The organism is Microbacterium commune, assembly GCF_014836945.1.
Lineage (GTDB): Bacteria > Actinomycetota > Actinomycetes > Actinomycetales > Microbacteriaceae > Microbacterium > Microbacterium commune.
This window is the reverse complement of record NZ_JACSPX010000001.1, coordinates 1395215-1421120: the sequence shown is the minus strand read 5'-3', so window position 1 is coordinate 1421120 and position 25906 is coordinate 1395215. Positions and strand designations below refer to the sequence as shown.

At 70.0% G+C, this 25906-nt stretch carries 20 protein-coding genes; 13 read left to right on the top strand and 7 right to left on the bottom strand.

Annotated elements, in window-relative coordinates; translation table 11 throughout:
• The first annotated feature begins 53 nt into the window (after positions 1–53).
• From H9633_RS06565 to H9633_RS06540, 6 genes are all read left to right on the top strand, one after another.
• Positions 54–1388 (top strand): sensor histidine kinase, encoded by a 1335-nt coding sequence (locus H9633_RS06565; RefSeq protein WP_191712519.1) that lies wholly within the window; start codon positions 54–56, stop codon positions 1386–1388.
• Complete coding sequence (locus H9633_RS06560) at positions 1385–2056, top strand: response regulator (RefSeq protein WP_191712518.1); 672 nt, start codon at positions 1385–1387, stop codon at positions 2054–2056. The genes H9633_RS06565 and H9633_RS06560 overlap by 4 nt, the downstream gene beginning before the upstream one ends.
• A complete protein-coding gene (locus H9633_RS06555) occupies positions 2053–3240 on the top strand; it encodes a benzoate/H(+) symporter BenE family transporter (protein ID WP_191712517.1) in 1188 nt (395 codons plus the stop codon). Before H9633_RS06560 ends, H9633_RS06555 begins: the two co-directional genes overlap by 4 nt.
• A gap of 65 nt (positions 3241–3305) precedes the next feature.
• The gene (locus H9633_RS06550) at positions 3306–4196 is read left to right on the top strand and encodes an ABC transporter ATP-binding protein (protein ID WP_191712516.1); all 891 of its coding nucleotides are present in this window, start codon (positions 3306–3308) and stop codon (positions 4194–4196) included.
• Positions 4193–5260, top strand: a complete 1068-nt coding sequence (locus tag H9633_RS06545; protein ID WP_191712515.1) for an ABC transporter permease — start codon at positions 4193–4195, stop codon at positions 5258–5260. The genes H9633_RS06550 and H9633_RS06545 overlap by 4 nt, the downstream gene beginning before the upstream one ends.
• Before the next feature lie 121 nt (positions 5261–5381).
• On the top strand, positions 5382–5969 hold the full coding sequence (locus tag H9633_RS06540) for a nitroreductase family protein (RefSeq protein ID WP_191712514.1): 588 nt from the start codon (positions 5382–5384) through the stop codon (positions 5967–5969).
• A 55-nt stretch (positions 5970–6024) separates the two neighbouring features.
• Here the strand turns inward: H9633_RS06540 and H9633_RS06535 are convergent, their stop codons facing one another.
• Positions 6025–7821 (bottom strand): glycoside hydrolase family 15 protein, encoded by a 1797-nt coding sequence (locus tag H9633_RS06535; RefSeq protein ID WP_318247212.1) that lies wholly within the window; start codon positions 7819–7821, stop codon positions 6025–6027.
• Between the two features lie 76 nt (positions 7822–7897).
• Between H9633_RS06535 and H9633_RS06530 the strand changes: the two genes are divergently transcribed.
• Complete coding sequence (locus tag H9633_RS06530; protein WP_191712513.1) at positions 7898–9283, top strand: glucose-6-phosphate dehydrogenase; 1386 nt, start codon at positions 7898–7900, stop codon at positions 9281–9283.
• Between the two features lie 42 nt (positions 9284–9325).
• Here the strand turns inward: H9633_RS06530 and H9633_RS06525 are convergent, their stop codons facing one another.
• Together H9633_RS06525 and H9633_RS06520 are read right to left on the bottom strand one after the other, a co-directional pair.
• Positions 9326–10792 carry a nucleobase:cation symporter-2 family protein gene (locus H9633_RS06525; protein WP_191712512.1) on the bottom strand — a complete coding sequence of 489 codons (1467 nt, stop codon included), beginning with the start codon at positions 10790–10792 and terminating at the stop codon, positions 9326–9328.
• Between the two features lie 361 nt (positions 10793–11153).
• Entirely contained in the window at positions 11154–13304 is a 2151-nt protein-coding gene (locus H9633_RS06520; protein ID WP_191712511.1) for an ATP-dependent Clp protease ATP-binding subunit, read from the bottom strand.
• A gap of 440 nt (positions 13305–13744) precedes the next feature.
• Between H9633_RS06520 and H9633_RS06515 the strand changes: the two genes are divergently transcribed.
• Genes H9633_RS06515 through xdhC form a run of 3 tightly spaced genes read left to right on the top strand, consistent with a single transcriptional unit; the run spans position 13745 to position 18412 of the window.
• Complete coding sequence (locus H9633_RS06515; RefSeq protein ID WP_191712510.1) at positions 13745–15229, top strand: xanthine dehydrogenase small subunit; 1485 nt, start codon at positions 13745–13747, stop codon at positions 15227–15229.
• A complete protein-coding gene (gene xdhB, locus H9633_RS06510; protein ID WP_191712509.1) occupies positions 15226–17589 on the top strand; it encodes a xanthine dehydrogenase molybdopterin binding subunit in 2364 nt (787 codons plus the stop codon). The genes H9633_RS06515 and xdhB overlap by 4 nt, the downstream gene beginning before the upstream one ends.
• Before the next feature lies 1 nt (position 17590).
• On the top strand, positions 17591–18412 hold the full coding sequence (gene xdhC, locus H9633_RS06505) for a xanthine dehydrogenase accessory protein XdhC (RefSeq protein WP_191712508.1): 822 nt from the start codon (positions 17591–17593) through the stop codon (positions 18410–18412).
• Between the two features lie 189 nt (positions 18413–18601).
• Here xdhC and H9633_RS06500 read toward each other — a convergent pair whose 3' ends face one another.
• Together H9633_RS06500 and H9633_RS06495 are read right to left on the bottom strand one after the other, a co-directional pair.
• Complete coding sequence (locus H9633_RS06500; RefSeq protein WP_083428642.1) at positions 18602–20164, bottom strand: NCS2 family permease; 1563 nt, start codon at positions 20162–20164, stop codon at positions 18602–18604.
• A gap of 28 nt (positions 20165–20192) precedes the next feature.
• Positions 20193–20678 carry a nucleoside deaminase gene (locus H9633_RS06495; protein WP_191712955.1) on the bottom strand — a complete coding sequence of 162 codons (486 nt, stop codon included), beginning with the start codon at positions 20676–20678 and terminating at the stop codon, positions 20193–20195.
• Positions 20679–21005: 327 nt separating this feature from the next.
• Here H9633_RS06495 and moaA point away from each other — a divergent pair, with 327 nt between their 5' ends.
• Entirely contained in the window at positions 21006–22085 is a 1080-nt protein-coding gene (gene moaA / locus H9633_RS06490; RefSeq protein WP_191712507.1) for a GTP 3',8-cyclase MoaA, read from the top strand.
• A gap of 11 nt (positions 22086–22096) precedes the next feature.
• Here moaA and coaBC read toward each other — a convergent pair whose 3' ends face one another.
• Complete coding sequence (coaBC, locus tag H9633_RS06485) at positions 22097–23326, bottom strand: bifunctional phosphopantothenoylcysteine decarboxylase/phosphopantothenate--cysteine ligase CoaBC (protein ID WP_191712506.1); 1230 nt, start codon at positions 23324–23326, stop codon at positions 22097–22099.
• Between the two features lie 74 nt (positions 23327–23400).
• Between coaBC and H9633_RS06480 the strand changes: the two genes are divergently transcribed.
• Positions 23401–24108: an NRDE family protein gene (locus H9633_RS06480; RefSeq protein WP_191712505.1), complete on the top strand. Its 708-nt coding sequence runs from the start codon at positions 23401–23403 to the stop codon at positions 24106–24108.
• Between the two features lie 135 nt (positions 24109–24243).
• A complete protein-coding gene (locus H9633_RS06475; RefSeq protein ID WP_191712504.1) occupies positions 24244–24390 on the top strand; it encodes a hypothetical protein in 147 nt (48 codons plus the stop codon).
• 384 nt (positions 24391–24774) lie between these two features.
• Here the strand turns inward: H9633_RS06475 and H9633_RS06470 are convergent, their stop codons facing one another.
• Positions 24775–25905: a glycerate kinase gene (locus H9633_RS06470; protein WP_191712503.1), complete on the bottom strand. Its 1131-nt coding sequence runs from the start codon at positions 25903–25905 to the stop codon at positions 24775–24777.
• Position 25906: the final 1 nt, after the last annotated feature.

Genomic DNA, 25906 nt, shown 5'->3' with positions numbered 1-25906 from the left:
CCATCCGTCGTGGGAGGGATGCCCCGGCATCCCCTCATCCGTAAGTTGGAGAGATGCCCGAGTCCGCCGTCTTCAGCCGCACCCCGACCGACCGCGAGCGGCGCCAGGACCTGCTGCTCGCCGTGATCATGCTGGTCGGCGCGGTCATCAGCGCGGCGCTGTCGAGCATCTCGGGCCTCTACAGCGATGAGCAGGCGCCCCTCTGGGGGGCGCTGCTGGTGGCGGTGGGGCTCTCCGCTCCGCTCATCGTGCGCCGGCGGTATCCGGCTCTGGCAGCTGTCGTCATCGCCCTGGTCATGTTCACCAGCGTCACGCTGCGCGTCCCGGAGGTGTACGCCACCAACATCGCCATGTTCATCGCGCTGTACACCGTGGGTGCATGGATGAACGACCGCCGTCGCGCGTTCTTCGTGCGGGCCGGGATCATCCTCGGCATGTTCGTGTGGCTGATCATCGTGATGTATCGCGATGCGATCGATGAGGCGGACAAGGCCGACGTCGCCGCGGGGCTGTTCTCGCCGTTCGTGGCGTTCATGATGCTGAACCTGCTGATCAACGTGCTCTACTTCGGCGGTGCGTACTACTTCGGCGAGCGCTCGTGGCACGCCGCCGCGCAGCGCTTCGTGCTCGAACAGCGCACCGCCGAGCTCGAGGCCGAGCGCGAGCTCACCGCCGCACAGGCGGTGGCTCTGGATCGGGTGCGCATCGCCCGCGAGCTGCACGACGTCGTCGCGCACCACGTGTCGGTGATGGGCGTACAGGCCGGTGCGGCGCGGCTCATGATCGACCGCGACCCCGACGAGGCGAAGAGGATGCTGTCGAGCGTGGAAGACGCGTCCCGCGAGGCGATCGGCGACTTCCGGCAGCTGCTCGAGACCCTCCGCGACCCCGGCGACGGCGGGTCGGATGAGCCGTCTGCCGTCGGTCTCGCCGACCTCGAGCGGCTTGCGCAGGCATCGACGGATGCCGGTCTGCCGACCGCTTTCACCGAGATCGGCGACCCTGCTGCTGTGCCGACGACGGTCGGCGTGAACCTGTACCGGATCGCCCAGGAGGCGCTGACCAACGCCCGACGGCACGCGGGATCGGGCGCCACGGCGGATGTGCGGCTGCGCTGGAACCACGGTGCCGTGGAGCTGGAGATCGTGAACAGCGGCCGCACGGTCGGCGTGCTGCGCCCGGGGCTCGGCCAGTTGGGCATGCGCGAGCGCGCCCTGGCATCCGGCGGCGAGATCGACCTGCAGCCGCGCCCGCAGGGGGGCTTCCGCGTGCGGGTCACCGTGCCGATCGCGGCGCCCCCTGCTTTCGAATCGCTCACTTGGCGGCATCCGGGCCCGGGGAGCGACAAGGTGAGCGATTCGAAAGCAGGAAGAGGGGGTGTCGGATGATCCGGGTGCTGCTCGTCGACGACCACGCCATGCTGCGCGCCGGGTTCCGCGCGATTCTCTGCACCCAGCCCGATATCGAGGTCGTCGGCGAGGCCGCGACCGGGGCCGAGGGTGTCGAGCTGGCCGCCCGGCTGCAGCCCGACGTCATCACGATGGACGTGCAGATGCCCGACATGGACGGCATCGAGGCGACCCGGCGCATCGTCGCCGACCCTGCTGTCACCGCCGCGGTCGCCATCGTCACGACGTTCGATCGCGACGAGTACCTCTTCCACGCGCTGGATGCCGGCGCCGGGGGCTTCCTGCTGAAGAACGCCGGCCCGGAGGAGCTGATCACAGCGGTCCGAGCGCTCGCTGCGGGCGATGGGATCCTCGCCCCCGAGGTGACCCGCCGCGTGCTGTCGCGGTTCTGCGCGACGCCCGTCGCCGAAGCGCAGGAACGCACCACCCCGGCCCGGGCGCATGTCCTCGCCGAACCGCTCACGGACCGCGAGTCGGAGGTGCTCGCGCTGATGGCCGACGCCCGCAGCAACGCGGAGATCGCCCGCGGGCTGTTCATCGGCGAGGCGACCGTGAAGACCCACGTGTCCCGCGTGCTGCAGAAGCTCGGCGCCCGCGACCGCGTGCAGGCGATCGTGCTGGCCCACCGCCACGGACTCACCCGATGAGCACCGCATCGACGTCCGTGGAGAGGCCCTGGCGGATCCGTCCGATCACTGCGGGGATCGTCACCGCCCTGGTCGGCTTCACCAGCTCCTTCGCCGTCGTGCTCACCGGGCTCGACGCCGTCGGCGCGACCCCTGCTCAAGCCGCCAGCGGTCTGCTGGCGCTCAGTCTCACGATGGGCGCCGCGTGCATCATCCTCGCCTGGCGCTGCCGCATGCCGATCACGTCGGCCTGGTCGACTCCCGGCGCTGCTCTGCTCGCCGCGGTCAGCGTCGTCGACGGCGGCTGGCCCGCGGCCGTGGGGGCGTTCCTCGTCGTCGCCGCGCTCATCCTGCTCACCGCCCTCGTGCCGCGCCTCGGCGCTCTGGTCGCGGCGATCCCGCCGTCGATCGCACAGGCGATGCTCGCCGGTGTCCTGCTGCCGCTCTGTCTCGCCCCGATCAGCGGGATGGTCACGAACCCGTGGGGCGTCGTGCCGGTCGTGCTCACATGGCTGGTCGTCACGCGGCTGGCTCCGCGCTGGGCGGTGCCGGCGGCCTTCATGACCGCGACGGTCGTCGTGGTGGCCGGCATCGCGGCATCCGGAACCGATGTCGACCCGGGGGCGCTGCTGCCCGCCCTCGTCTTCACGGCTCCCACCTTCACCCTCGGATCGATCGTCGGCATCGCCTTGCCGCTGTTCATCGTGACGATGGCGTCGCAGAACGTACCGGGCATCGCTGTGATGCGCAGCTTCGGGTACGAGGTGCCGTGGCGACCGGCGATGCTCGTCACCGGCATCGGCACCGCGCTCGGGGCGCCGGCCGGGGGTCACGCGATCAACCTGGCGGCGATCAGCGCCGCCCTCGCCGCAGCCCCCGAGGCGGAGCCGGATCCCGCGCGCCGGTGGATCGCGGGGGTCTCGACGGGGGTGTCGTACATCGTGCTCGGTGGGCTGTCGGCCGTCTTCGCCGCGCTCGTGCTGCTGGCCCCCGCCGCCGTCATCCCCGCCGTGGCGGGCCTGGCGCTGTTCGGGGCGTTCGGCTCGGCGGTGCAGCAGGCGATCGACGACCCCGGCGAGCGGATGCCCGCTGTCGTGACCTTCCTCGTCGCGGCGTCGGGTGTCGCGCTGCTCGGCATCAGCGCCGCGTTCTGGGCGCTCGTCGCCGGCCTCGTCGTGCGTGCCGCCCTGCACCTCGGCCGGTAGGCGGATACCCCGAATCCGTCGCAGGGGGGATGCCGGGCGCCACCGGCCTTCCCTAGCGTGAAGTCATGAGCTTCCTCAGACTCGACGGCATCACCAAGAGCTACGGCTCGCGCAGGGTGCTCGACGGCATCCGGTTCGACGTCGCCCCCGGGCGACTGACCGGATTCGTCGGCGGCAACGGCGCGGGCAAGACGACCACCATGCGGATCATCCTCGGCGTGCTCGCCGCCGACGGCGGCACCGTGACGCTGGACGGGCACCCGGCGACGGCCGACGACCGGCAGAGCTTCGGGTACATGCCGGAGGAGCGCGGCCTGTACCCGAAGATGAAGGTGCTCGAGCAGGTCGTCTACCTCGCTCGCCTGCACGGCTTCAGCAAGGCCGACGCCACCGCGCGCGGCACCGCGCTGCTCGAGGAGCTCGGGCTCGGCGAACGCCTCGACGAGAAGATCGAGGCCCTCTCCCTGGGCAACCAGCAGCGAGCACAGATCGCTGCGGCTCTCGTGCACGATCCGCAGGTGCTCATCCTCGACGAGCCGTTCTCGGGCCTCGACCCGCTCGCGGTCGACGTGGTCGCCGAGGTGCTGCAGCGCCGCGCCGCGGCGGGAGCCGCCATCCTGTTCTCGTCGCACCAGCTCGATGTCGTCGAGCGGCTGTGCGACGACCTCATCATCATCGCCGGAGGCACGATCCGCGCCGCCGGCTCGCGAGACGAGCTGCGCTCGGCCCACTCGACGCTGCGCTACCAGCTGCACTCCGGCGGAGATGCCGGCTGGCTGCGCGGCGAGCCGGGCGTCTCCGTGATCGACTTCGAGGGCGGATCCGCGCTGTTCGACGTCGACACCCCCGACACCGCACAGCGCGTGCTGCGCGAGGCCATGGACCGCGCGGCCGTGTCGAGCTTCGCCCCGCAGCATCCCTCCCTCGCCCAGATCTTCAAGGAGGTCATCGCATGAACAGTGCTGTCTGGCTCGTCGCCGAGCGCGAGATCACCGCGAAGCTGCGCAGTCGCGCGTTCGTCATCGCCACGGGCATCCTGCTGCTGATCGCCCTCGCCGGGGTGCTCCTCGGCGGGTTCATGAGCAAGAGCCCGACCGCGGATGCCGTCGCCGTCACGTCCGAGACCGCGCCGGTGCTCGACGGGATGCCCGGGCTGGAGCCGCGCGAGGTGGCCGATCGTGCGGCCGCCGAAGACCTCGTCACGAGCGGCGAGGTGGAGGCCGCCCTCGTACCGGGCGATCCGACCGGCTTCGGGTACGTGGTGCTCACGAAGGAGGGCGCGCCGACCGGGCTCATGATGATGCTGTCGCAGTCGCCCACCGTCGAGGTGCTGCAGCCGGCCGACACCGACCCGCTGCTGCGCTACCTGGTGGCGCTCGGGTTCGGCCTCGTGTTCCTGATCGCCGCGTCGACCTTCGGCGGCACGATCGCGCAGAGCGTGGTCGAGGAGAAGCAGACCCGGGTGGTCGAGCTGCTGATCTCGGCGATCCCGACGCGCACGCTGCTCGCCGGCAAGGTGCTCGGCAACACCGTGCTCGCGATGGGCCAGATCATCGCGCTGGCCGTGATCGCGATCGTCGGGCTGATCGTGACCGGCCAGGAGGACGTGCTCAGCGGCGTCGGCGCCCCGATCCTGTGGTTCGCGGTGTTCTTCCTGTTCGGGTTCGTGCTGCTCGCGTCGCTGTACGCGGCCGCGGCGGCGATGGTGTCACGGCAGGAGGACATCGGCTCGACGACCATGCCGCTGATGATGCTGGTGATGGCGCCGTACTTCCTGGTGATCTTCTTCAACGACAACCCGCTGGTGCTGACGATCATGTCGTACGTGCCGTTCTCGGCCCCGGTGGCGATGCCGGTGCGGATGTTCGTCGGCGAGGCGCAGTGGTGGGAGGGCGCTCTGTCGCTGGTGATCCTGCTCGCGACGTGCGCCGCAGCGATCGTCGTCGCGGCGAAGATCTACGAGAACTCGCTGCTTCGGATGGGCGCCCGGGTGCGGCTCGCCGAGGCCCTGCGCGGCTGACCCGCGGACCCACTCGCGAAACGGCCCCGGATGCCGAGGAATATGCGAGTGCATGAAAGGGTTGTGTCGGATGGACGATGAGGTCCGCCCGAACCAGCCGCATAACGAAAGGCCTCATCTGATGAGCACCCCCGTGATCGATCGCACCGCACCCACGGAGCATCCCGTCCTCGATGTGCTCGCCGACCGGTGGAGCCCGCGCGCCTACGACTCCGAGACGCCGATCGACGAGGCCAAGCTCTCCTCCGCCCTCGAGGCCGCCCGCTGGAGCCCGAGCGCCAACAACTCGCAGCCGTGGCGCTTCATCGTCGCCCGCCGCGGCACCGAGCTGCACCGGGGCATCCACTCCGCGCTGATGGGCTTCAACCAGGCGTGGGCCGGCAACGCCGCGGCACTCATCGTCGCCGTCGCGGAGACCACGAACGAAGAGGGCGCTCCCATCTCGCACGCCGTCTACGACCTCGGTCAGTCGGTCGCGCACCTGTCGGTGCAGGCCCACCACGACGGCCTCGTCGTGCACCAGATGAGCGGGTTCGACCCCGCCGCCATCAGCGAGCTGACCGACCTCGGCGAGCGCTTCACCCCGATCACCGTCATCGCCCTGGGCGAGCTCGGCGATGCCGGGGAGCTGCCCGAGGCACTGCAGGAGCGCGAGTCGGCGCCGCGCGTGCGTCGGCCGATCGACGAGACGCTGCTCGCCAACGCCTGACCCGAGCACTTTCGACGAGAGCGCCGTCCCCGATCCGGGGACGGCGCTCTCCGCGTCAGCGGGGCATGCTCTCGCTGACGGTCAGCGCGTCGGCGGCGCGAACCAGAGCGAGGTGCGAGAACGCCTGCGGCGTGTTGCCCAGCTGCCGCCCGGCGATCGGGTCGTACTCCTCGGCGAGCATCCCGACGTCGTTGGTCAGCGAGCAGAGCCGGTCCATCAGCTGCGCGGCCTCGTCGCGTCGTCCCGTGCTCGCGTACTGCTCGACGAGCCAGAACGAGCACGCGAGGAACGGGCTCTCCTCCCCCGCCAGCCCGTCCACGCCACTCGACGTGCGGTACCGGTACAGCAGGCCGTCGTGCATGAGCGTCTTCTCGATGCGGTCGACCGTCGCCAGCATCCGCTCGTCATCGGGTCGACAATAGCCGACCTCCGGAAGCAGCAGCAGCGACGCGTCCACCTCGTCCGTGCCGTAATGCTGGGTGAAATGTCCGTTTCGCACTCCCCGGGAATCGATCTCTTCTCGCAGCCGGTCGCGCAGCGTGCGCCAGGTCTTGACCGCGCCGGGCAGACCGTAGTCCTCCACCGCACGCACACCGCGGTCGAACGCCGCCCACATCATCACCCGCGAATGGGTGAACATGCGCGCCGGCCCACGGATCTCCCAGAGACCGTGATCCGGCTGATCGATCTGATCCGCGGCGAACCGCAGCAGGCTGCGCTCGAGCGGCCACGAGAACGCGCTCTCGGCAAGACCGGCCTTGCGGGCGGCCGAGAGGGTCACGAGCACCTCGCCGACGACATCCGCCTGATACTGCCCCCACGCCCCGTTCCCCACCCGCACCGGCGACGATCCGGCGTAGCCGGGCAGCGCGGTCAACTCGCGCTCGGTCAGATCGCGCTCGCCTGCCAGGCCGTACATGATCTGCAGATCGGCTGGATCACCCGCCACTGCGCGCAGCAGCCACTCGCGCCAGCTGTCGGCGAGGCCGAGGAAGCCGTGGTCGAGCAGTGCCTCGAGTGTGAGCGCGGCGTCACGCAGCCATACGTAGCGGTAGTCCCAGTTGCGCTCGCCGCCGATCTCCTCGGGCAGCGCCATGGTGGCCGCCGCGGCGATCCCCCCGGTCTCGTGATTCGTCAGAGCACGCAGAATGAGCAGCGACCGCACGACCTTCTCGTGGTGCGGTCCGGAGTGCTCGATCCTGTCGGCCCAGCTCTGCCACCACGTCTTCGTCGCCTCGAGAACGTCATCGACATCGAGCGGGTCGGGTGCGGGGCGGTGCGACGGGAACCACGCCAGCTGCAGATCGCGCGCCTCGCCGGCGGCGACGCGCACCTCGCCGCGGTGCTCGTGGTCGATCGCCGTGAGACGTGCCCCGCGCACGACCACCGCATCGGGCCCGGCCATGGCGACCAGCTGAGGCTCGTCGTCGGTGCCCGTCTGCCGCACCCACGGCATCGCTCGGGAGTAATCGAACCGGATGCGCAGGCTCTGCGTGAACGTCATCTCGCCGCTCAGCCCGACGACGCGGCGCACGACATCCGTCCGCCGGATCTGCACACCCGGGTCCGGGTCGATGGGCATGAAGTCGTGCACCTCGGCGACGGCATCGCCGCTCTGCCATCGGGTGATGAGCACGAACGTGTCACGGTCGTAGTGACGGGTCGCCACGGCATCCGGATCGTCGGGACGCACCATCCACCGTCCGTGCGATTCGTCGCCCAGCAGCGCGGCGAAGGTGCTGGGCGAGTCCAGTCGCGGCAGACACAGCCAGTCGATGCTCCCCTCCATCGACACGAGCGCCGCCGTACGGCAGTTGCTGAGCAGGGCGTAGTCCTCGATTCGCGTCACCACGAGCGCAGTCTGTCACCGCCGTCGAACCCGCTCCACCCCCCTTGCGCTCGATCCGGCGGCGACTACCCTCGGTGCCATGTCGACGACCACAACGCTTTTCATCCTCGGTGCGACCGGCGATCTCACCTCTCGCCTACTGCTGCCCTCGCTCGCGACGCTGCTCGGCAAGGAGCGCAAGCACCGCGTCGCCCTGCGGGGGTCGGGGACCGAGGACTGGGATGCCGAGACGTGGCACGCCACGGTCGAGAAGGCGTTCTCCGACTCCCCGGGGGCGCTGGACCGGGTCGGCGTCGCCGACTACGTGCAGGCCGATGTGACGGATGCCTCGGCCGTGGCATCCCTCGTCGACACGCTCGACCCGAACACCGTGCTCTACTTCGCGCTGCCGCCGGCAGTCACCGCCGCCGCGATCGATGCGATGACCGGGCTGACGCTGCCCGAGGGCACCGTGCTGGCGATGGAGAAGCCGTTCGGGCAGGACGAGGCGAGCGCCCGCGCGCTCAACGACAAGCTGCTGGCGCTGGTGCCCGAGAACCAGATCTTCCGCGTCGACCACTTCCTCGGTCGGTCGACCCTGCTCAACCTGCTCGGCGTGCGCCTGGCCAACCGCATCTGGGAGCCGGTGTGGTCGGCTGAGCACATCCAGGAGGTGCTGATCCGCTTCGACGAGTCCGTCGCCCTCGAAGGTCGAGCCCGCTACTACGACAGGGCCGGAGCCATGATCGACATGATCCAGAGCCACCTGCTGCAGGTGCTCGCCCTGCTCGCCATGGATCCCCCGGCGACGCTGGGCGAACGCGATCTGCGCGACGCGAAAGCGGAGGTGCTGCGTGCCACGCACGTGATGGGCGACGACCCCGCGCGCTTCTCGCGCCGGGCGCAGTACACCGCGGGCACGCAGCATCTCGCCGACGGCGGCACCCGTGAGCTTCCCTCGTACCGCGACGAGGACGGCGTCGACGTCTCACGGCAGACCGAGACGCTCGCCGAGGTCGTCTTCGAGGTGTCCAGCGACCGCTGGGCCGGCGTGCCGTTCACCCTGCGCTCCGGCAAGGGGCTCGATCGCAAGCGCTCCGAGATCGTGGTGACCTTCAAGCCCGTGCGGCACGTGCCGCCGGGGCTGAACGGCACCCCCGCCGACGGCGGCCGCCTCACCTTCTCGCTCGGCCCCGACGAGATGCACCTGCGGCTGCACGTGACGGGAGGCGATGACCCGTTCGCGCTGCGCGACGAGGAGCTCGTCGCGCAGCTCGGCGTCGGGCAGCAGCGGTCGTACGAGGAGGTGCTCGACGAGCTGCTCGACGGCGATGTCGCGCTGTCGGTGCGCGCGGATGAGGCCGAGCAGTGCTGGCGGATCATCCAGCCGGTTCGGGATGCCTGGGCTCGCGGCGAGACGCCGCTCGACGAGTACCCCGCCGGTTCCACCGGCCCGGCATCGTGGCAGACCTCGCACAGCGACTGACCCCCGCCACACGACTGCAGCGGGGGTCAGAGCGGTGTGAGGTCAGTGCTCGCTGACGCGCACCGGCACTTCCTGACCCTCACGGTCGACGATCTTGCCGTCGACGACCGAGTCGCCGTCCTCGAGTGCGTCGAGGAACTGCACCGGGATGCTGCGCGTGGGCGCCGCGACGAAGCTGTTCGCGTTCTTCGAGCGGCGGGCGCCGACGTGGTTGAACAGCAGGTTGAGGAAGATGGCCGCGACGGCGGCCGAGCTGATGCCGGAGTGGAAGATCGTGTTGAACCAGTCGGGCATCTGGTCGTAGATCGTGGGAGCTGCGATCGGGAGCATGCCGATGCCGATCGACGCCGCCACGATGATGAGGTTCATGTTGCCGCGGTAGTCGACCTTGGCCAGGGTGCGGACGCCGGATGCCGCGACCGAGCCGAACAGCACGATGCCCGCACCGCCCAGGACCGGCGAGGGGATCTCGCCGACGACGCGGCCGAGCACGGGCAGCAGGCCCAGGATGACGAGCACCACACCACCGGCGGTGACCACGAAGCGGCTCTTCACACCCGTGATGGCGACAAGACCCACGTTCTGCGCGAACGCCGACTGGGTGAAGGTGCCGAACACGGGCGAGACGGCGCTGGAGAGCATGTCGGCGCGCAGGCCGTCGGCGATGCGCTTCTTGTCGACCTTGGTGCCCACGATCTCACCGACGGCGAGGATGTCGGCGGTGGTCTCGGTGAGCGTCACCAGGATCACGATGAACATCGAGATGATCGCGGCGATCTCGAACGTCGGCCAGCCGAACGCGAACGGCGTCGGGAAGGCGAAGATGGCGCCCTCGCCGACCTGCGAGAAGTCGACGCGGCCGAGGAACGCGGCGAAGATCGTGCCCGCGACGATGGCGAGCAGGATCGACAGGCGCGAGACCGCTCCGATCGGCACCTTGCTGAGGATCAGCACGAACAGCAGGGTGACGAAGGCGAGCAGCAGATTCTGCGGAGAGCCGAAGTCGTCTGCGGCGGCGTTGCCGCCCATCGCCCAACGTGCCGCGACGGGCAGCAGGGTCAGACCGATCGTCGTGATGACGACACCGGTGACGACGGGCGGGAAGAACCGGATCACCATGGCGAAGATCGGTGCGATCAGCAGACCGATGACGGATGCCGCTATCACCGATCCGAACACGGCCGGCAGTCCCCCGCCGTTCGTCACGATCGCTCCCATGGTGGCGACGCCGGCGAACGACACGCCCTGCACGAGCGGCAGCTGCGAGCCGAAGAACGGCACACCCACGGTCTGCAGGATGGTCGCGAGGCCGCCCATGAAGAGGCACGACGCGATGAGCACGCCGATCTCCGCGGGGCTCAGGCCGGCGAGCTGACCGACGATCAGCGGCGGGGCGATGATGCCGCCGTACATCGTCAGCACGTGCTGGAGTCCGTACCCGAAGGTCGCGCCGATGGACAGGCGTTCGTCTTCGGGGCGGGCAGTGCTCTGCGTCTTCTGTTTCGTCATGTCGACCTCTTCGTCGTGTCGGGTGATCGGTTATCAGGTGAATGTCGGGTCAGCGCCGGCGCGAGCAGGGCGCGAGCGGCTTCGCCGTGGTGTCGATCGTCTCGTGGGCCGGACCCGGTCGGTCCGGTCGGTGTGTCGCCGAGCAGGATGTCTGCCATCACGCGGTCGTCCTCGATGACGAGGCCGCCCCGGATGTCGACGCCGTCCCCGGCGTGGCTGCTGAAGTAGTCCAGAGTCAACCACGCGTCCGCGCCGAGGTCAATGGTTTTTTCCAAAAGCCGAACTAACTATTCCGCATCTTGAAACTGAGCAGAACGGCAGGAAGCCCCGCGAGTCTCACTCGCGGGGCTCCCGCAGCACGTCACACGCTGTCAGCCGTGAGCGCCAGCCCGCTGCCGTCGGCCGCGACATCGACGCGCACCGTGTCGCCGTCGCGCGCGCCGCCCGACAGCAGCGCCGTCGCGAGGCGGTTCTGCACCTCGGTCTGGATGAGCCGGCGCAGCGGCCGGGCACCGAACACGGGGTCGTATCCGCGCTCGGCCAGCCAGGCCCTGGCATCCGGTGTCACCGCCAGGGTCAGCCGACGATCGGCGAGCCGACGCTGCAGGCCGTCGACCGCCAGCTCGACGATCTGGGCGAGGTCGTCGTGCGAGAGCGACGAGAACATCACGATGTCGTCGAGGCGGTTCAGGAACTCGGGCCGGAACGACTGCCGCACCAGCGTCATCACCGCCTCGCGCTTCTCGTGGGGCGACATGACCGGGTCGATGAGGATGGGCGAGCCGATGTTGGAGGTGAGGATCAGGATCACGTTCGAGAAGTCGACCGTGCGGCCCTGCCCGTCGGTCAGGCGACCGTCGTCGAGCACCTGCAGCAGCACGTCGAACACCTCGGGATGCGCCTTCTCGACCTCGTCGAGCAGCACCACCGAGTACGGGCGGCGCCGCACGGCCTCGGTCAGCTGACCGCCCTGCTCGTACCCGACGTATCCCGGAGGGGCTCCGACGAGACGCGACACGGAGTGCTTCTCGCCGTATTCGCTCATGTCGATGCGCACCATCGCGTGCTCGTCATCGAAGAGGAATGCGGCGAGGGCCTTGGCCAGCTCCGTCTTGCCGACGCCGGTCGGGCCGAGGAAGAGGAACGATCCGGTCGGGCGGCCGGGGTCGCTGATGCCGGCACGTGAGCGCCGCACCGCATCCGACACGGCCTTCACCGCCTCCTTCTGACCGATCAGGCGACGACCGAGCTCGCTCTCGAGATGCAGCAGCTTCTCGCTCTCGCCCTGCAGCAGTCGACCGACCGGGATGCCGGTCCACGCGGCGATCACGGCGGCGATGTCCTCTTCGGTGACCTGCTCGTTGACCATGCGCCCCTCGTCCGAGACCGCGGCCTCGGCCTGCTCGGCCTCGGCGATCTCGGCGTTCAGGCGCCGGATGGTCTCGTACTCGAGCCGCGACGCCTTCGTGTAGTCGCCCTCGCGCATCGCGAGGTCGCGCTGCGTGGTGGCCTCGTCGAGCTGCTTCTTCAGCTCGCCGACCCGGTTCAGCCCCTGGCGCTCGCGAGCCCAGCGCTCTTCGAGCCCGCGCAGCTCGCTCTCGAGTCCCGCCATCTGCTCGCGCAGCGCCGCGAGGCGCTCCTTCGAGGCGGCATCCTTCTCCTTCTTCAGCGCGAGCTCTTCGAGCTTCATCCGGTCGACCTGGCGCTTGAGCTCGTCGATCTCGACGGGCGACGAGTCGATCTCCATCTTCAGCCGCGACATGGCCTCGTCGATCAGGTCGATCGCCTTGTCGGGCAGCTGCCGGCTGGGCAGGTAGCGGTTCGACAGGGCGGCGGATGCCACGAGCGCGGTGTCGGAGATGGTCACCCCGTGGTGCGCCTCGTACCGACCCTTGAGGCCGCGCAGGATCGCGACCGTGTCCTCCACGCTCGGCTCGCCGACGTACACCTGCTGGAAGCGCCTCTCGAGCGCGGCGTCCTTCTCGATGAACTCGCGGTACTCGTTGAGCGTGGTGGCGCCGATCATGCGCAGCTCGCCGCGGGCGAGCATGGGCTTGAGCATGTTGGATGCCGCGACCGACCCCTCGCCGCCGCCTGCGCCCATGAGCACGTGCAGCTCGTCGATGAACGTGATGACCTTGCCGTCGGACTCGGTGATCTCCTTGAGCACGCTCTTCAGGCGCTCCTCGAACTGACCGCGGTACATCGCACCGGCCACGAGCGCCGAGATGTCGAGCGAGACGAGCTCTTTGTCCTTGAGGGACTCCGCGACGTCTCCCGCGACGATGCGCTGGGCGAGCCCTTCGACGACGGCGGTCTTGCCGACGCCGGGCTCGCCGATGAGCACGGGGTTGTTCTTCGTGCGCCGGGTGAGCACCTGGCTCACGCGGCGGATCTCGCTGTCGCGTCCGATCACCGGATCGAGCTTGCCCTGGCGGGCGCGATCGGTGAGATTGATGCCGAACTGCTCGAGCGCGCTCTGCTGCTCTTCAGACTGTGGCGGGTTGGTCATTCGTTCCTCCTGGAGGGAGACTCCTTCAAACTTGAGTTGCCTTGACTCAAGTTTAGATGTCGAACGGGCGAAGGGCAACCCGCTCGCCTTGACCGAACCCGAGCGGGCCGATTACACTGACCGACACCATGAGGATTCTCCTCAGCTCAGCGCAGAGAGGGGCCGCGATGCTGCAGCACGTTCACGTTCACGCCACCGCCCCCGTCGAGAGCTCCACCGCCTGGGGAAACTGGTACGCCCACGGCGCCTGAGCAGCCGCCCCCGGAATCGCCCTTCCCGACGATTCCGAGGCCTCGCCGTCGGTTCGCCTGAGATCAGCGCGTCCGCGCGCGACGTCGACGTGATCGCCCCGCGATCGCCGCGGCGCTCACCCTCGGAATCCCCGCCGGCACGCGAGAAGCGTGCACCAGACGCCGCCGCGTCGTACCCGAGGAGAGACAATGACTGACACCACGGTCACCGTGAACGGGCGGAGCCGCCCACTCGACGGTGTGGCCACCCACACGACCGCTCTGGACTGGCTGCGCGACGGCGGACTGCCCGGCAGCAAGGAGGGCTGCGCCGAGGGCGAGTGCGGCGCGTGCGCCATGATGATCGCCACCCCCGACGACGACGGCACCACCCGCTGGACGCCCGTCAACGCGTGCCTCGTGCCCGTCTACGCGCTCGACGGACAGGAGATCGTGACGGCCGAGGGGCTCGGTGGGGTCGAGGACCTGCATCCGGTGCAGCAGAAGCTGGCCGAGGCCGGCGGCTCGCAGTGCGGGTACTGCACCCCTGGTTTCGCGTGCAGCATGGCTGCCGAGTACTACCGGCCCGAGCGCGGCACCGGCTGCCCGGCGCACGACGGCGAGCAGCAGCACGGCGAGGGACCCGACGACGACGGCATGGAGGCCGGACCGAACGGATTCGACCTGCACGCGCTCAGCGGCAACCTGTGCCGCTGCACCGGCTACCGCCCCATCCGCGACGCCGCCTACTCGCTCGGCTCGCCCGAGCAGGACGACCCGCTGCAGCAGCGCCTGTCGCAGCCCGCGCCGACGGCCGTCGCGACGGATGCCCAGGTCGCGGGATCGCGCTTCGTCCGCCCCGCCGCTCTCACAGACGCCCTGCGTCTGCTTCGCGATGAGCCGGATGCGCTGATCGTCGCCGGCTCGACGGACTGGGGCGTGGAGGTCAACCTCCGCGGCCGTCGCGCGCCCTTCGTCGTCGCGATCGACCAGCTCGAAGAGCTGCGTGCACTCACCGTCACCGACGAGATGATCGAGATCGGCGCGGCGCTGCCGATCTCCGACGTCGAGCGCCGCCTCGCCGGCCGCGTGCCGCTGCTCGCCAAGCTGTTCCCGCAGTTCGCCTCCCGCCTCATCCGCAACCGCGGGACCATCGGCGGCAACCTCGGCACCGGCTCGCCGATCGGCGACACCCCGCCCGCGCTGCTGGCGCTGGACGCGAGGCTGGTGCTGGCATCCGTCGACGGCGAGCGGGAGGTGCCGCTGGCCGAGTACTTCACCGGCTACCGGCAGACCGTGCGCGCGAAGGACGAGCTGATCACCGCCGTGCGCATCCCGCTGCCCCTGGCCGAGTACACCGCGTTCCACAAGATCTCGAAGCGCCGCTTCGACGACATCTCCTCCGTCGCGCTCGGCTTCGCCTTCGACATCACCGGGGGCACCGTCGCCTCCGCCCGCATCGGCCTGGGCGGTGTCGCGGCCACTCCGCTGCGCGCCCTCGCCACCGAGGAGGCGCTCATCGGCAAGCCGTGGAGCATCGCCACGGTGAAGGCGGCATCCGCCGTGCTGCAGTCCGAGGGCACCCCGATGTCAGACCACCGCGCCAGCGGCGACTACCGCGCGCACATGCTGGGCTCCGCCCTGCTGAAGTTCTACAGCCAGACCGTCATCCAGTCGAAGGAGGTGTCGAAGTGAGCTCTCTCGCCGACCGACCCGAGAACGCCGTCGTCGGACACCGCGCCGTGCACGAGAGTGCAGCGCTGCACGTGACCGGCGCGGCGATGTACACCGACGACATCGCCGCGCAGACCGCCGGCGTGCTGACCGCCTGGCCGGTGCAGTCCACCAGCGCCCACGCCCGCGTCAGCATCGACGTCTCTGGCGCCTACGAGGTGCCTGGCGTCGTGCGCGTGCTCACCGCCGACGACGTGCCCGGCCTGAATGACGCCGGGATCCGCAACGACGAGCCGCTGTTCCCGCGCGAGGCCATGTTCTACGGACATGCACTCGTGTGGGTGCTCGCCGAGACGACCGAGGCCGCGCGTCTCGGGGCCGAGCGGGTGAAGGTCGAGTACGACGAGCTCCCGTCGCTGATCACCGTGCACGACGCCATCGAGGCAGGATCGTTCATGGGAACGCCGCGCACGGTCGCCCGCGGCGACGCGGCCGCCGGCCTCGCGTCCTCGGCGCACGTCTTCGAGGGCGTCACCGAGTTCGCAGGTCAAGAGCACTTCTACCTCGAGACGCACGCGTCGTTCGCGGTGCGCGACTCGGAGGGGCAGTACTTCATCCAGTGCTCCACCCAGCACCCGACCGAGACGCAGGACCTGGTCTCGCACGTGCTGGGCATCCCCGCCAACGAGGTCACCGTGCAGTGCCTGCGCATGGGCGGCGGGTTCGGCGGCAAGGAGATGCAGCCGCACGGCTTCGCCGCCATCGCGGCTCTCGGCGCCAAGCTCACCGGCCGCCCGGTGCGGGTGCGCCTGAACCGCACGCAGGATCTCACGATGACCGGCAAGCGGCATCCCTTCCACATCAGCTGGAAGGTCGGCCTGGACGAGAGCGGGATGCTGCAGGCGCTCGACGCCGTGCTCACGGCCGACGGCGGCTGGTCGATCGACCTGTCCGAGCCCGTGCTCGGCCGCGCGCTCTGCCACATCGACAACGCCTACTGGATCCCGAACGTGCACGCGTACGGACGGATCGCGAAGACCAACAAGCAGTCGAACACCGCGTACCGCGGCTTCGGCGGTCCGCAGGGCGTGTTCCTCATCGAGGACATCCTCGGCCGGATCGCCCCGACGCTCGGCATCGATCCCCTCGAGCTGCGTCGCCGCAACTTCTACCAGCCCGGTCAGCACACCCCGTACGGTCAGCTGGTGAAGGATGCCGAGCGGATGCCGACCATCTGGGATCAGCTCGCCGACGAGGCGTCGATCGCGCAGCGCCGAGCCGAGATCGACGCATTCAACGCCGCGAGCCCCGACGTGAAGCGCGCGATCTCGATGACGCCGATCAAGTTCGGCATCTCGTTCAACTTCGCCGCCTTCAACCAGGCCGGAGCCCTCGTGCACGTCTACAAGGACGGCTCGGTGCTGGTCAACCACGGCGGCACAGAGATGGGCCAGGGCCTGCACACGAAGATGCTGCAGATCGCGGCCACCGCGCTGGGGCTCGAGCTGCACCAGGTGCGCCTCGCCCCCACCCGCACCGACAAGGTGCCCAACACGTCGGCCACGGCCGCGTCGTCGGGAGCCGACCTCAACGGCGGCGCGGTGAAGAACGCGTGCGATCAGATCCGCGACCGGATGGCCGCCGTCGCCGGCCGCCTGCTGGGCGTCGACGAGCGCGACGTGCGCTTCGGCGGCGGCTACGTCACGGCACTGGGCACACCGGGGCGTCTGACCTTCGCCGAGGTCACGAAGGCGGCGTATTTCCAGCGCGTGCAGCTGTTCGCCGCCGGGTACTACCGCACCTCGGGTCTGCACTGGAACCCCGAGACCATGCAGGGCTCGCCGTTCAAGTACTTCGCCTACGGCGCGGCGGCCACCGAGGTCGAGATCGACCGCTTCACCGGGGCGTATCGCATCCTCCGCGTCGACATCGTGCACGACGTGGGCGACTCGCTCTCGCCGATGCTCGACATCGGCCAGATCGAGGGCGCCTACGTGCAGGGCATGGGCTGGCTCACGCTCGAGGACCTGCGGTGGGATGACACCGACGGACCGCACCGCGGACGCCTGCAGACCCAGTCGGCGTCGACCTACAAGCTGCCGAGCTTCTCTGAGATGCCCGAGGAGTTCACCGTGCGCCTGTTCCAGAACGCTCGCGAGGACGGCGCGGTGTACGGCTCGAAGGCCGTCGGCGAGCCGCCGTTCATGCTCGCGTTCAGTGCCCGCGAGGCGCTGCGCCAGGCCGTCGCCGCCTTCGGCCCGGCCGGCCATTCGGTCGATCTCGCGTCGCCGGCGACACCGGAGTCGGTGTACTGGGCGGTCGAGACAGCGCGCGCGGCGCAGGACGCGGCTGAGCCCGCACCCGCCCTCAGCACGGTCTGACATGGTCGACTGGCTGGATGCCCTGCGCGCGCTGCGCGAGAGCCGCACCCCCGCGGTGATCGTGACGCTGGCGATGGTGCGCGGTCACGCGCCCCGCAACGGCGGCGCGAAGATGGTCATCTCGCCAGGCGGTCAGTTCGGCACGATCGGTGGCGGCAACCTCGAGGCGACCGCCACCGATCGCGCCCGCGAGATGCTGGCCTCGGGCACCGCCGAGCCCCAGCTGCTGACCCTGACCCTCAGCGACAAGGCGACGACCGAGTACGGGGTGCAGTGCTGCGGAGGAGAGGTCACGATCATGCTCGAGCCCGTTCGGGTGGTGCCGTCGGTGGCCGTGTTCGGGATGGGCCACGTCGGCCTCGAACTGGCGCGCATCCTGTCGCGCCACGAGCTGTCGCTGCATCTCGTCGACTCCCGCGCCGAGATGCTCGATCCCGCGCGCCTCGCGCCGGTCACGACAGACGCTGTGGCGCGCATCCATCCGCATCACGCGCCGGTGCCGGAGGCGGCCCTGCTGAGCATTCCCGCCGGCGCCCACGTGCTGGTGATGACCCACGACCACGTCGAGGACCTTGCGGTCGTCGACCAGTCGCTGCGCACACCCGCGCTCGGGTCGATCGGTCTGATCGGCTCGGCCTCGAAATGGGCGCGGTTCCGCAGGAAGCTGCAGGAGCTCGGCCACACCGACGCGGAGCTCGCCCGCGTGACGACGCCGATCGGCGTCCCGGAGGTGTCGGGCAAGCAGCCGGCGGTCATCGCGGTGAGCGTCGCCGCGCGCATCCTGCAGCTCATCGAGGAGGCCGCGCCACTGGCATCCGAATGACATTCTTCGACATCATCGGAATGCATCGAATGCATTCCGATGATGTCGCAATTGCATGAATGCGCGCATTCTGTCACCCGCGAGAATACGTCGCGGCATGTCCGCATTCCACGGCAAACGAATTCTCGCGTAGAACGCGAAAAGCCCCGTTTCCGCAGCGCGGGAACCGGGGCTTTCTGCGTGCGGTGCTCAGCCGGCGAGCATCGCCTCGATCGGCCCGCGCACGAAATACAGCGCGAAACCGGCGGCGACGATCCACATCAGCCAGTGCACCTTGCGCGCCCGACCGGAGAACGCGTTCACGAGCGCCCACGAGATGAAGCCCACCCCGATGCCGTTCGCGATCGAGTAGGTCAGCGGCATGGTGACGATGGTGAGGAACGCGGGCAGGGCCACGGCGAACTTCGTGAACTTGATCTCGCGGATCTGCGACATCATCATCGCGCCGACGACCACCAGCGCCGCGGAGCCGACCTCGATCGGCACGACGAGGGTGAGCGGGGTGACGAACATCGACAGCAGGAACAGCACGCCGACGACGAGCGAGGCAAGACCCGTTCGGGCGCCCTCGCCGATGCCGGAGGCGCTGTCGACGTACACGGTGTTCGACGACGTGGAGGTCACGCCGCCCGCCACGGCGCCGAAGCCCTCGACCACGAACGCCGAGCGCAGCCGCGGGAAGGTGCCGTCCTTGTAGGCGAGGCCGGCGTTCTTGGCGAGACCGGTCATCGTTCCCATCGCGTCGAAGAAGTTCGAGAAGACGAGCGTGAACACGAGCATGGTGGCCGAGAGGATGCCCACGCGCTCGAAGGCGCCGAACAGGTCGAACTGGCCGATCAGACCGAAGTCGGGGACCGTGATCCACGCTGCGGGCAGTTCGGGGATGGTCATGTGCCAGCCGTTCGGATCCTCGAACGACGGTCCGAGCTTCAGCACCGACTGCGCGATCAGCGCCACGACCGTGCTGACCACGATGCCGATCAGGATGCCGCCGGGCACCTTGCGCGCCACGAGGATGCCGATCAGCACCAGCCCGAGCAGGAAGATCAGCGTGGGCACCGAGGTGATCGACCCGTTGTCGCCGAGCTGCACGGGCGGGCCGCCGGCGGTGCGGGTGACGAAGCCCGAGTCGACGAAGCCGATGAAGGCGATGAACAGGCCGATGCCCACGGTGATCGCGGCCTTGAGAGCCTGCGGCACCGCCTTGAAGATAGCGGTGCGGATGCCGGTGGCACCGAAGAGCACGATCAGCAGACCGTTGATCACGACGAGCCCCATCGCCTCCGGCCAGGTGACCTGCCCGACGACGGAGACGGCGAGGAAGGAGTTGATGCCGAGCCCCGCCGCGAGCGCGAACGGCAGCCGGGCCACCACGCCGAACAGGATCGTCATCACGCCCGCCGTGAGGCCCGTCGCGGCGCCGATCTGCGCGGCATCCAGCGCCCCGTCGGCCACGTCGGTGACGCCGCCGAGGATCAATGGATTCAAGATGACGATGTACGCCATCGTCACGAACGTGACCACCCCGCCGCGGATCTCGCGGGCGATCGTCGACCCTCGTCGGGTGATCTCGAAGAACCGGTCGAAGCCGTTCTTGGGTGTGGCGTCGACCGTGGTCGTCGCGCCCGTCGCCAGGGGCGGCAGGTTCTCGTCGCCGCGGGCGAAGTGCCCGGCGGCGTCGTTGCCGACCACCTCGGTGGTGGATGTGTCGGCCTCGGATGGGCGTGCGGAAGGAGGGACAGGTGAAGACATCATCGGCTCCGGAGAAGGGTGTAGGGGGTCAGTAATCGATGCGGGTGGGGGTGCTGGCCCACTCCGCGAACGGCGCGACGCGCTGCTCGGGCGGCAGGGCGATGTCGCTCACGGGCATGACGGCCCGATCGGCGTCGCTGCCCTCGAAGTAGCGGTAGAACGCCGCATCGTCGAAGCCGGCGTCGGCGGCGTCGTTGCGGTCGGCGGCGAAGTAGACCCGATCGATCCGCGCCCACAGCGACGTCGCCAGGCACATCGGGCAGGGCTCGCAGCTCGTGTAGAGCGTCGCTCCCGACAGATCGAAGGTGCCCAGTGCGCGGCAGGCGTTGCGGATCGCGGTGACCTCGGCGTGCGCCGAGGGATCGAGATCTGCGGTGACCCGGTTGACGCCCTCGAAGACCCGCCCGTCTGCCGTGACGACCAGGGCGCCGAAGGGTCCGCCCTCGTTGCGGACGTTCTCGACGGCGATCCGCACCGCCTCGGCCAGGTACTCGGCTGGGTCGCGGGAGGTCATCGGCTCGGTCGGCGATTCGGGTCGGGGCATAGCGCTGCTGTTCATACGAGAGCTTCCTTGCTGTCGTAGCAGTGATACGGCTTATCGAGTCGGATCCGGATGGGATCGTTCTGCGAGATATACGTCGAACCGCTGACTGTTCAATTGAGCCGCATCTCGGATATGCGGCTGTCCAAGAATAGCAACATCATTTCCCGGCGTCCAGAGAATTCCGGCGCGCATTTCCGCACTCGACCGGAAAGACGCGCGAGAGGGAATTGTCACGGGCATCCGCGGGTCCGCACCCGGCAATCCGGTGCTAGCGTTTCAACGCGGGAGGACGTGATCATGGCGAGCAGGCGCATAGACGGCGACGGCCGGCCGGCGACTGCGACGACCGCGCTCACCGACCGGCTCGATCGTCCGCTGCGCGATCTTCGGATCTCGGTGACCGACCGCTGCAACTTCCGCTGCGTCTACTGCATGCCCAAGGAGATCTTCGGGCGGGACTACGCGTTCCTCGACCGCGACGAGCTGCTGAGCTTCGAGGAGATCACGCGCATCGCCACCGTCGCCGCCGCGCACGGGGTGCACAAGCTGCGCCTCACCGGCGGCGAACCCCTGCTGCGCCGCGGCATCGAGCAGCTCATCGAGCAGCTCGCGGCGATCCGCACGCCGGAGGGCCGGCCGCTCGACCTGGCCCTGACCACCAACGGCTCGGCCCTCGCGATGAAGGCCGGGGCGCTCAAGGCTGCCGGGCTGAATCGGGTGACCGTGTCGGTCGACTCGCTCGATGACGAGCTCTTCCAGCGGATGAACGACGTGCGCTTCCCGGTGAGCCGGGTGCTCGACGGCATCGACGCCGCGCAGGCGGCGGGGCTCGGGCCGATCCGGCTCAACATGGTCGTGAAGCGCGGGGTCAACGACGGCGAGATCCTCAGCATGGCCCGTCACTTCAAGGGCACCCCCTACACGCTGCGCTTCATCGAGTACATGGACGTGGGCAACACCAACGGCTGGTCGCTCGATGAGGTCGTGCCCTCTGCCGAGATCATCGAGCGCATCGGCGCGGTGTTCCCGCTCGAGCCGGTCGCCCCGACCGTGCACGGCGAGACCGCGAAGCGCTGGCGCTACACCGACGGCAGCGGCGAGATCGGCGTGATCTCCAGCGTCACCAACGCGTTCTGCGGCACCTGCACGCGCGCCCGCATCTCAACCGAGGGCAGGCTGTTCACGTGCTTGTTCGCCTCCCAGGGTCACGATCTGCGGGCGCTCATGCGCGGCGGCGCAGACGACATCGAGCTGGCGGCGGCCATGGCATCCATCTGGGGCGGACGCGACGACCGCTACTCCGAGATCCGCGCCGGCCTCACCCCCGCCCTGCGCACGCAGCGCAAGCGCATCGAGATGTCGTACATCGGCGGCTGAGCCGCCGCGGCTCACCCCAGGACGTCGGCGACGACATCCCACACGTCGTCGGCGACCGCGCGCTTGGTTCCGGATGCCAGGGCGAGCACCGCGCCGCCGTCGCCGATCACGTGCACGGTGTTCTCGCCCGCCTCGAATCCGCGGTCCCAGCCGACCTCGTTCACCACGAGCAGGTCGACGCCCTTGCGCTCGCGCTTGCGTCGCGCGCGCTCGAGCAGCTCGCCGTCGTGATCCGGGGTCTCGGCCGCGAATGCGATGATCACCTGACCCGGATGCCGTCGCGCAGCCAGATGCGCCACGATGTCCTCGTTCTGCACCAGCTCGATGCTCTCGAGCGGACCCGCCTCCTTCGTGAGCTTGCGGTCGGACACGTCGGCCGGCCGGTAGTCGGCGACGGCCGCGGCCATCACGATCACCGCGGCCTCCTCCGCGGCGCGGCGCATCGCGTCGCCGAGTTCGGCCGCGGTGCCGACGTGCTCGATCCGGATGAGCGGATGCCGTTCGGCATCCGCCAGCACCGCACCGTCGACGTGCGCGGCCACGAGCACGACGTCCGCGCCCCGGTCGGCCGCGGCGAGCGCGAGGGCGACCCCCTGCCGCCCGCTGGAGCGGTTGCCCAGGAAGCGCACCGGGTCGAGGGGCTCGCGGGTGCCGCCGGCCGAGACCGCGACGCGCAGGCCGTCGAGGTCGTGCGGCTCGTGCGCTCCCCGGTGCCCCGCGTCGATCAGGGTGAGCGCCTCGGCCATGATCTGCTCGGGCTCGAGCATCCGTCCGGCTCCCGAGTCTCCCCCGGTCAGCTCGCCCTCGCCGGGACCGAGGACGGCGACGCCGCGGTCGCGCAGCGTCGCGATGTTCGCCTGCGTCGCCTGGTGGCGCCACATCTCGGTGTGCATCGCAGGAGCGATCGCGACCGGGGCGGTGGTGGCGAGCAGAGTGGTGCCGAGCAGATCGTCGGCGAGGCCGGCGGCCATCTTCGCGATGGTGTTCGCGGTCGCGGGCGCGACGATCACGAGCTCGGCCGCCTGACCGAGGGCGACGTGGCGCACCTGGGCGACGTCCTCGTGCACGCTTGTGGTCACGGGACGGCGGCTGATCGCCTCCCACGTGGGCAGGCCGACGAAGCGCAGCGCGTCTTCGGTGGGCACGACGGTGACCTCGTGTCCGGCCTTGATCAGCAGGCGCACCAGGTGCACGCTCTTGTAGGCGGCGATCCCGCCGGTGACGGCGACGACGATGTTCACGCGTCCGATTCTGCCCCAGGCTGCCGGCGCAGACAGCTCCGGCGCGCCCCGGTCCCCCGCCTAGACTCGTGCTCGTGTGCACCGTCGTGATCGATGTCGCCCCCTCTCCCGGCGAAGGCGCCCGGCTGCTGGCCGTGCGGGACGAGGATCCCGATCGCCCCTGGGACGACCTCGGACAGTGGTGGCCCGACACCCATCCCGGGGTGGTCGGCATCCGCGATCGTCGGGCCGGCGGGGCGTGGCTCGCCGCCGATGCCGCCGTCGGACGCCTCGCCGTGCTGCTGAATCGCGCGGACGTGCTCGGCCTCCCGGAGAGCGACGTGCGCTCGCGCGGCTCGCTGGCCCTGGAGTCGGTCGCGGGCCGCTCACCGGAGGGTCCGCTGCCGATGCACGGCTTCAACCTGCTCGAGGTGACTGCGCAGGCATCCCGCGTGCTGTCGTGGGACGGCGTCGAGCTGCGCGAGACGGCGGTGCCCGCGGGAGTGCACATGATCGCCCACGACGACCTGGACGATCCGGGCACGGCGCGCATCGATGCGTGGCTGCCGCGATTCGCCGCGTCTGCAGGCGACGGGACGCCCGCCGGCGGGTGGGACGAGCGCTGGGTCGCGGTGCTCGCGGAGAGCGCGAGCCTCTCGCCCGAGGACGACCGGGCGATCGTGCGCGACAACCGCGTGCACGGATATCCGACGATGTCGCTGCTGTTCTGCACGGCAGAGGTGGCGCCGGGATCGCTGCAGGTGAGCTCTCGGGTGCTCGCCGATCCGGGGCACTGGGGCTGACGACTCGCCGGCACCGCAGCGCAATCCGGCGTCACAGCTGCCGAGAGGGTATTGACTCTCCGGCGCACCTGTGCGTACTCTTTTCATACAGCAAGATGATTATTTCGCTTTATGGAAATAGAAACGGAGAGGGACATGAGCGCACATCCGACCGAGGCGAGCGGGCACGTCCCGTCCGCTGAGAACCCGTCGGTCAACATCGACCCGGACTTCCACCTGCCCGCAGGCCAGGGCAACGGCTTCATCCGCGCGTTCCGCGTCCTCTTCCCGAAGGCGGCCTGAGGACCCACGCGCGACAGAGGGGATCGGCTCCGCCCACCGGCGGTCCGGTCCCCTTCGGCATGCGTGCGAAGCCGAGCCCTTCGCGCATCTCCCCCGCGTCGAGTGGGCCCGAATGGCCGCATCACGCGCGGCGAGGCGACCACATGGGACCACCCGGCACGCCGCCGGGATCCACGCTGGGATCGACGCCCGAGTGCCCGCCGTACGCAGTGGGCCCGAACGGCCGCATCCCCCGCCGCGAGGCGACAACATGGGACCACCCAACTCGACGCGGGAACCCACCCCCGGCGCACCCACGCCTCGAGTGGGCCCGAACGGTCGCATCCCCCGCCGCGAGGCGACCACACGGGCCCACCCCGCACGCCGATGCAGCGCAGCCCCGACTCAGCGGGCGGTCAGGGCACCCACGTCGGCGGCGATCGTGCGGCCCACCTCGCGCAGCAGGGGCACCGCGTTCGCCATGCTCTTCGCGGGCTCGGGCTCGATGTCGCTCAGCGCGTAGACCTGGGCGAAGCCCGCGGACGCCGCCTGCGCGGCATCCAGAGTCGTGCGACCGCACACCGCGACGACGGGCTTGCCCGCCCTGGCCGCGGCGGCCGAGACGCCCAGGGGCGTCTTGCCACCCAGACTCTGATCGTCGAGGCTGCCCTCGCCGGTGATGACGAGGTCGGCGTCGGCGATGCGCGCCTCGAGACCGATGAGGCGCTGGATGACGTCGATGCCGGGCTCGCGCACGGCGCCGAGCACCGCGAGGGCGGCGTAGCCGACGCCACCGGCCGCGCCTGCTCCGGGCGCGGATGCCGAGGCGCGCACCCCGGGCAGCGCGTCGACGAGCTCTGCCAGACGCGAGAGGCCCGCCTCGAGGACGGCGACATCGTCGGCGCTCGCCCCCTTCTGCGGCGCGAAGACCGCGGCGGCCCCCCGCTCTCCGAGGAGGGGATTGTCGACGTCGGCGGCCAGCACGACGCTGACCGCGGCGAGTCGAGGGTCGAGGCCCGTGATGTCGGCCGAGACGAGATCGACCAAGCCCCCGCCACCGGGGCGGACGGGCCGATCCTCGGTCCGCAGCGCGACACCCAGGGCCTGCAGCATGCCCGCGCCGCCGTCGGTGCAGGCGCTGCCGCCCACGCCGAGCACGATCGAGGTCGCTCGTCGGTCCAGTGCCGCGGCGATCAGCTCGCCCGTACCGCGGCTGGTCGCACCGAGGGCATCCTTCTCGCCGTCCGGCAGCACGTCCAGACCGCTGGCCGCCGCCATCTCGATGATGGCCTGACCATCGCGCAGGGCGAAGGTGGCATCCACAGGTCGCCCGGTGGGACCGGTCACCGAGACCGTCACCGGCGTGAATCCGCTCGCGACGGCCGCGTCGACCGTGCCCTCGCCGCCGTCGGCGACCGGAGCCGCGTCGACGACGGCATCCGGGATGATCTCCCGGATGCCGTCGGCGAGCGCCGCCGCCACCTCGGAGCCCGTCGCCGAGCCCTTGAACTTGTCAGAGGCGATGAGGATGCGCATG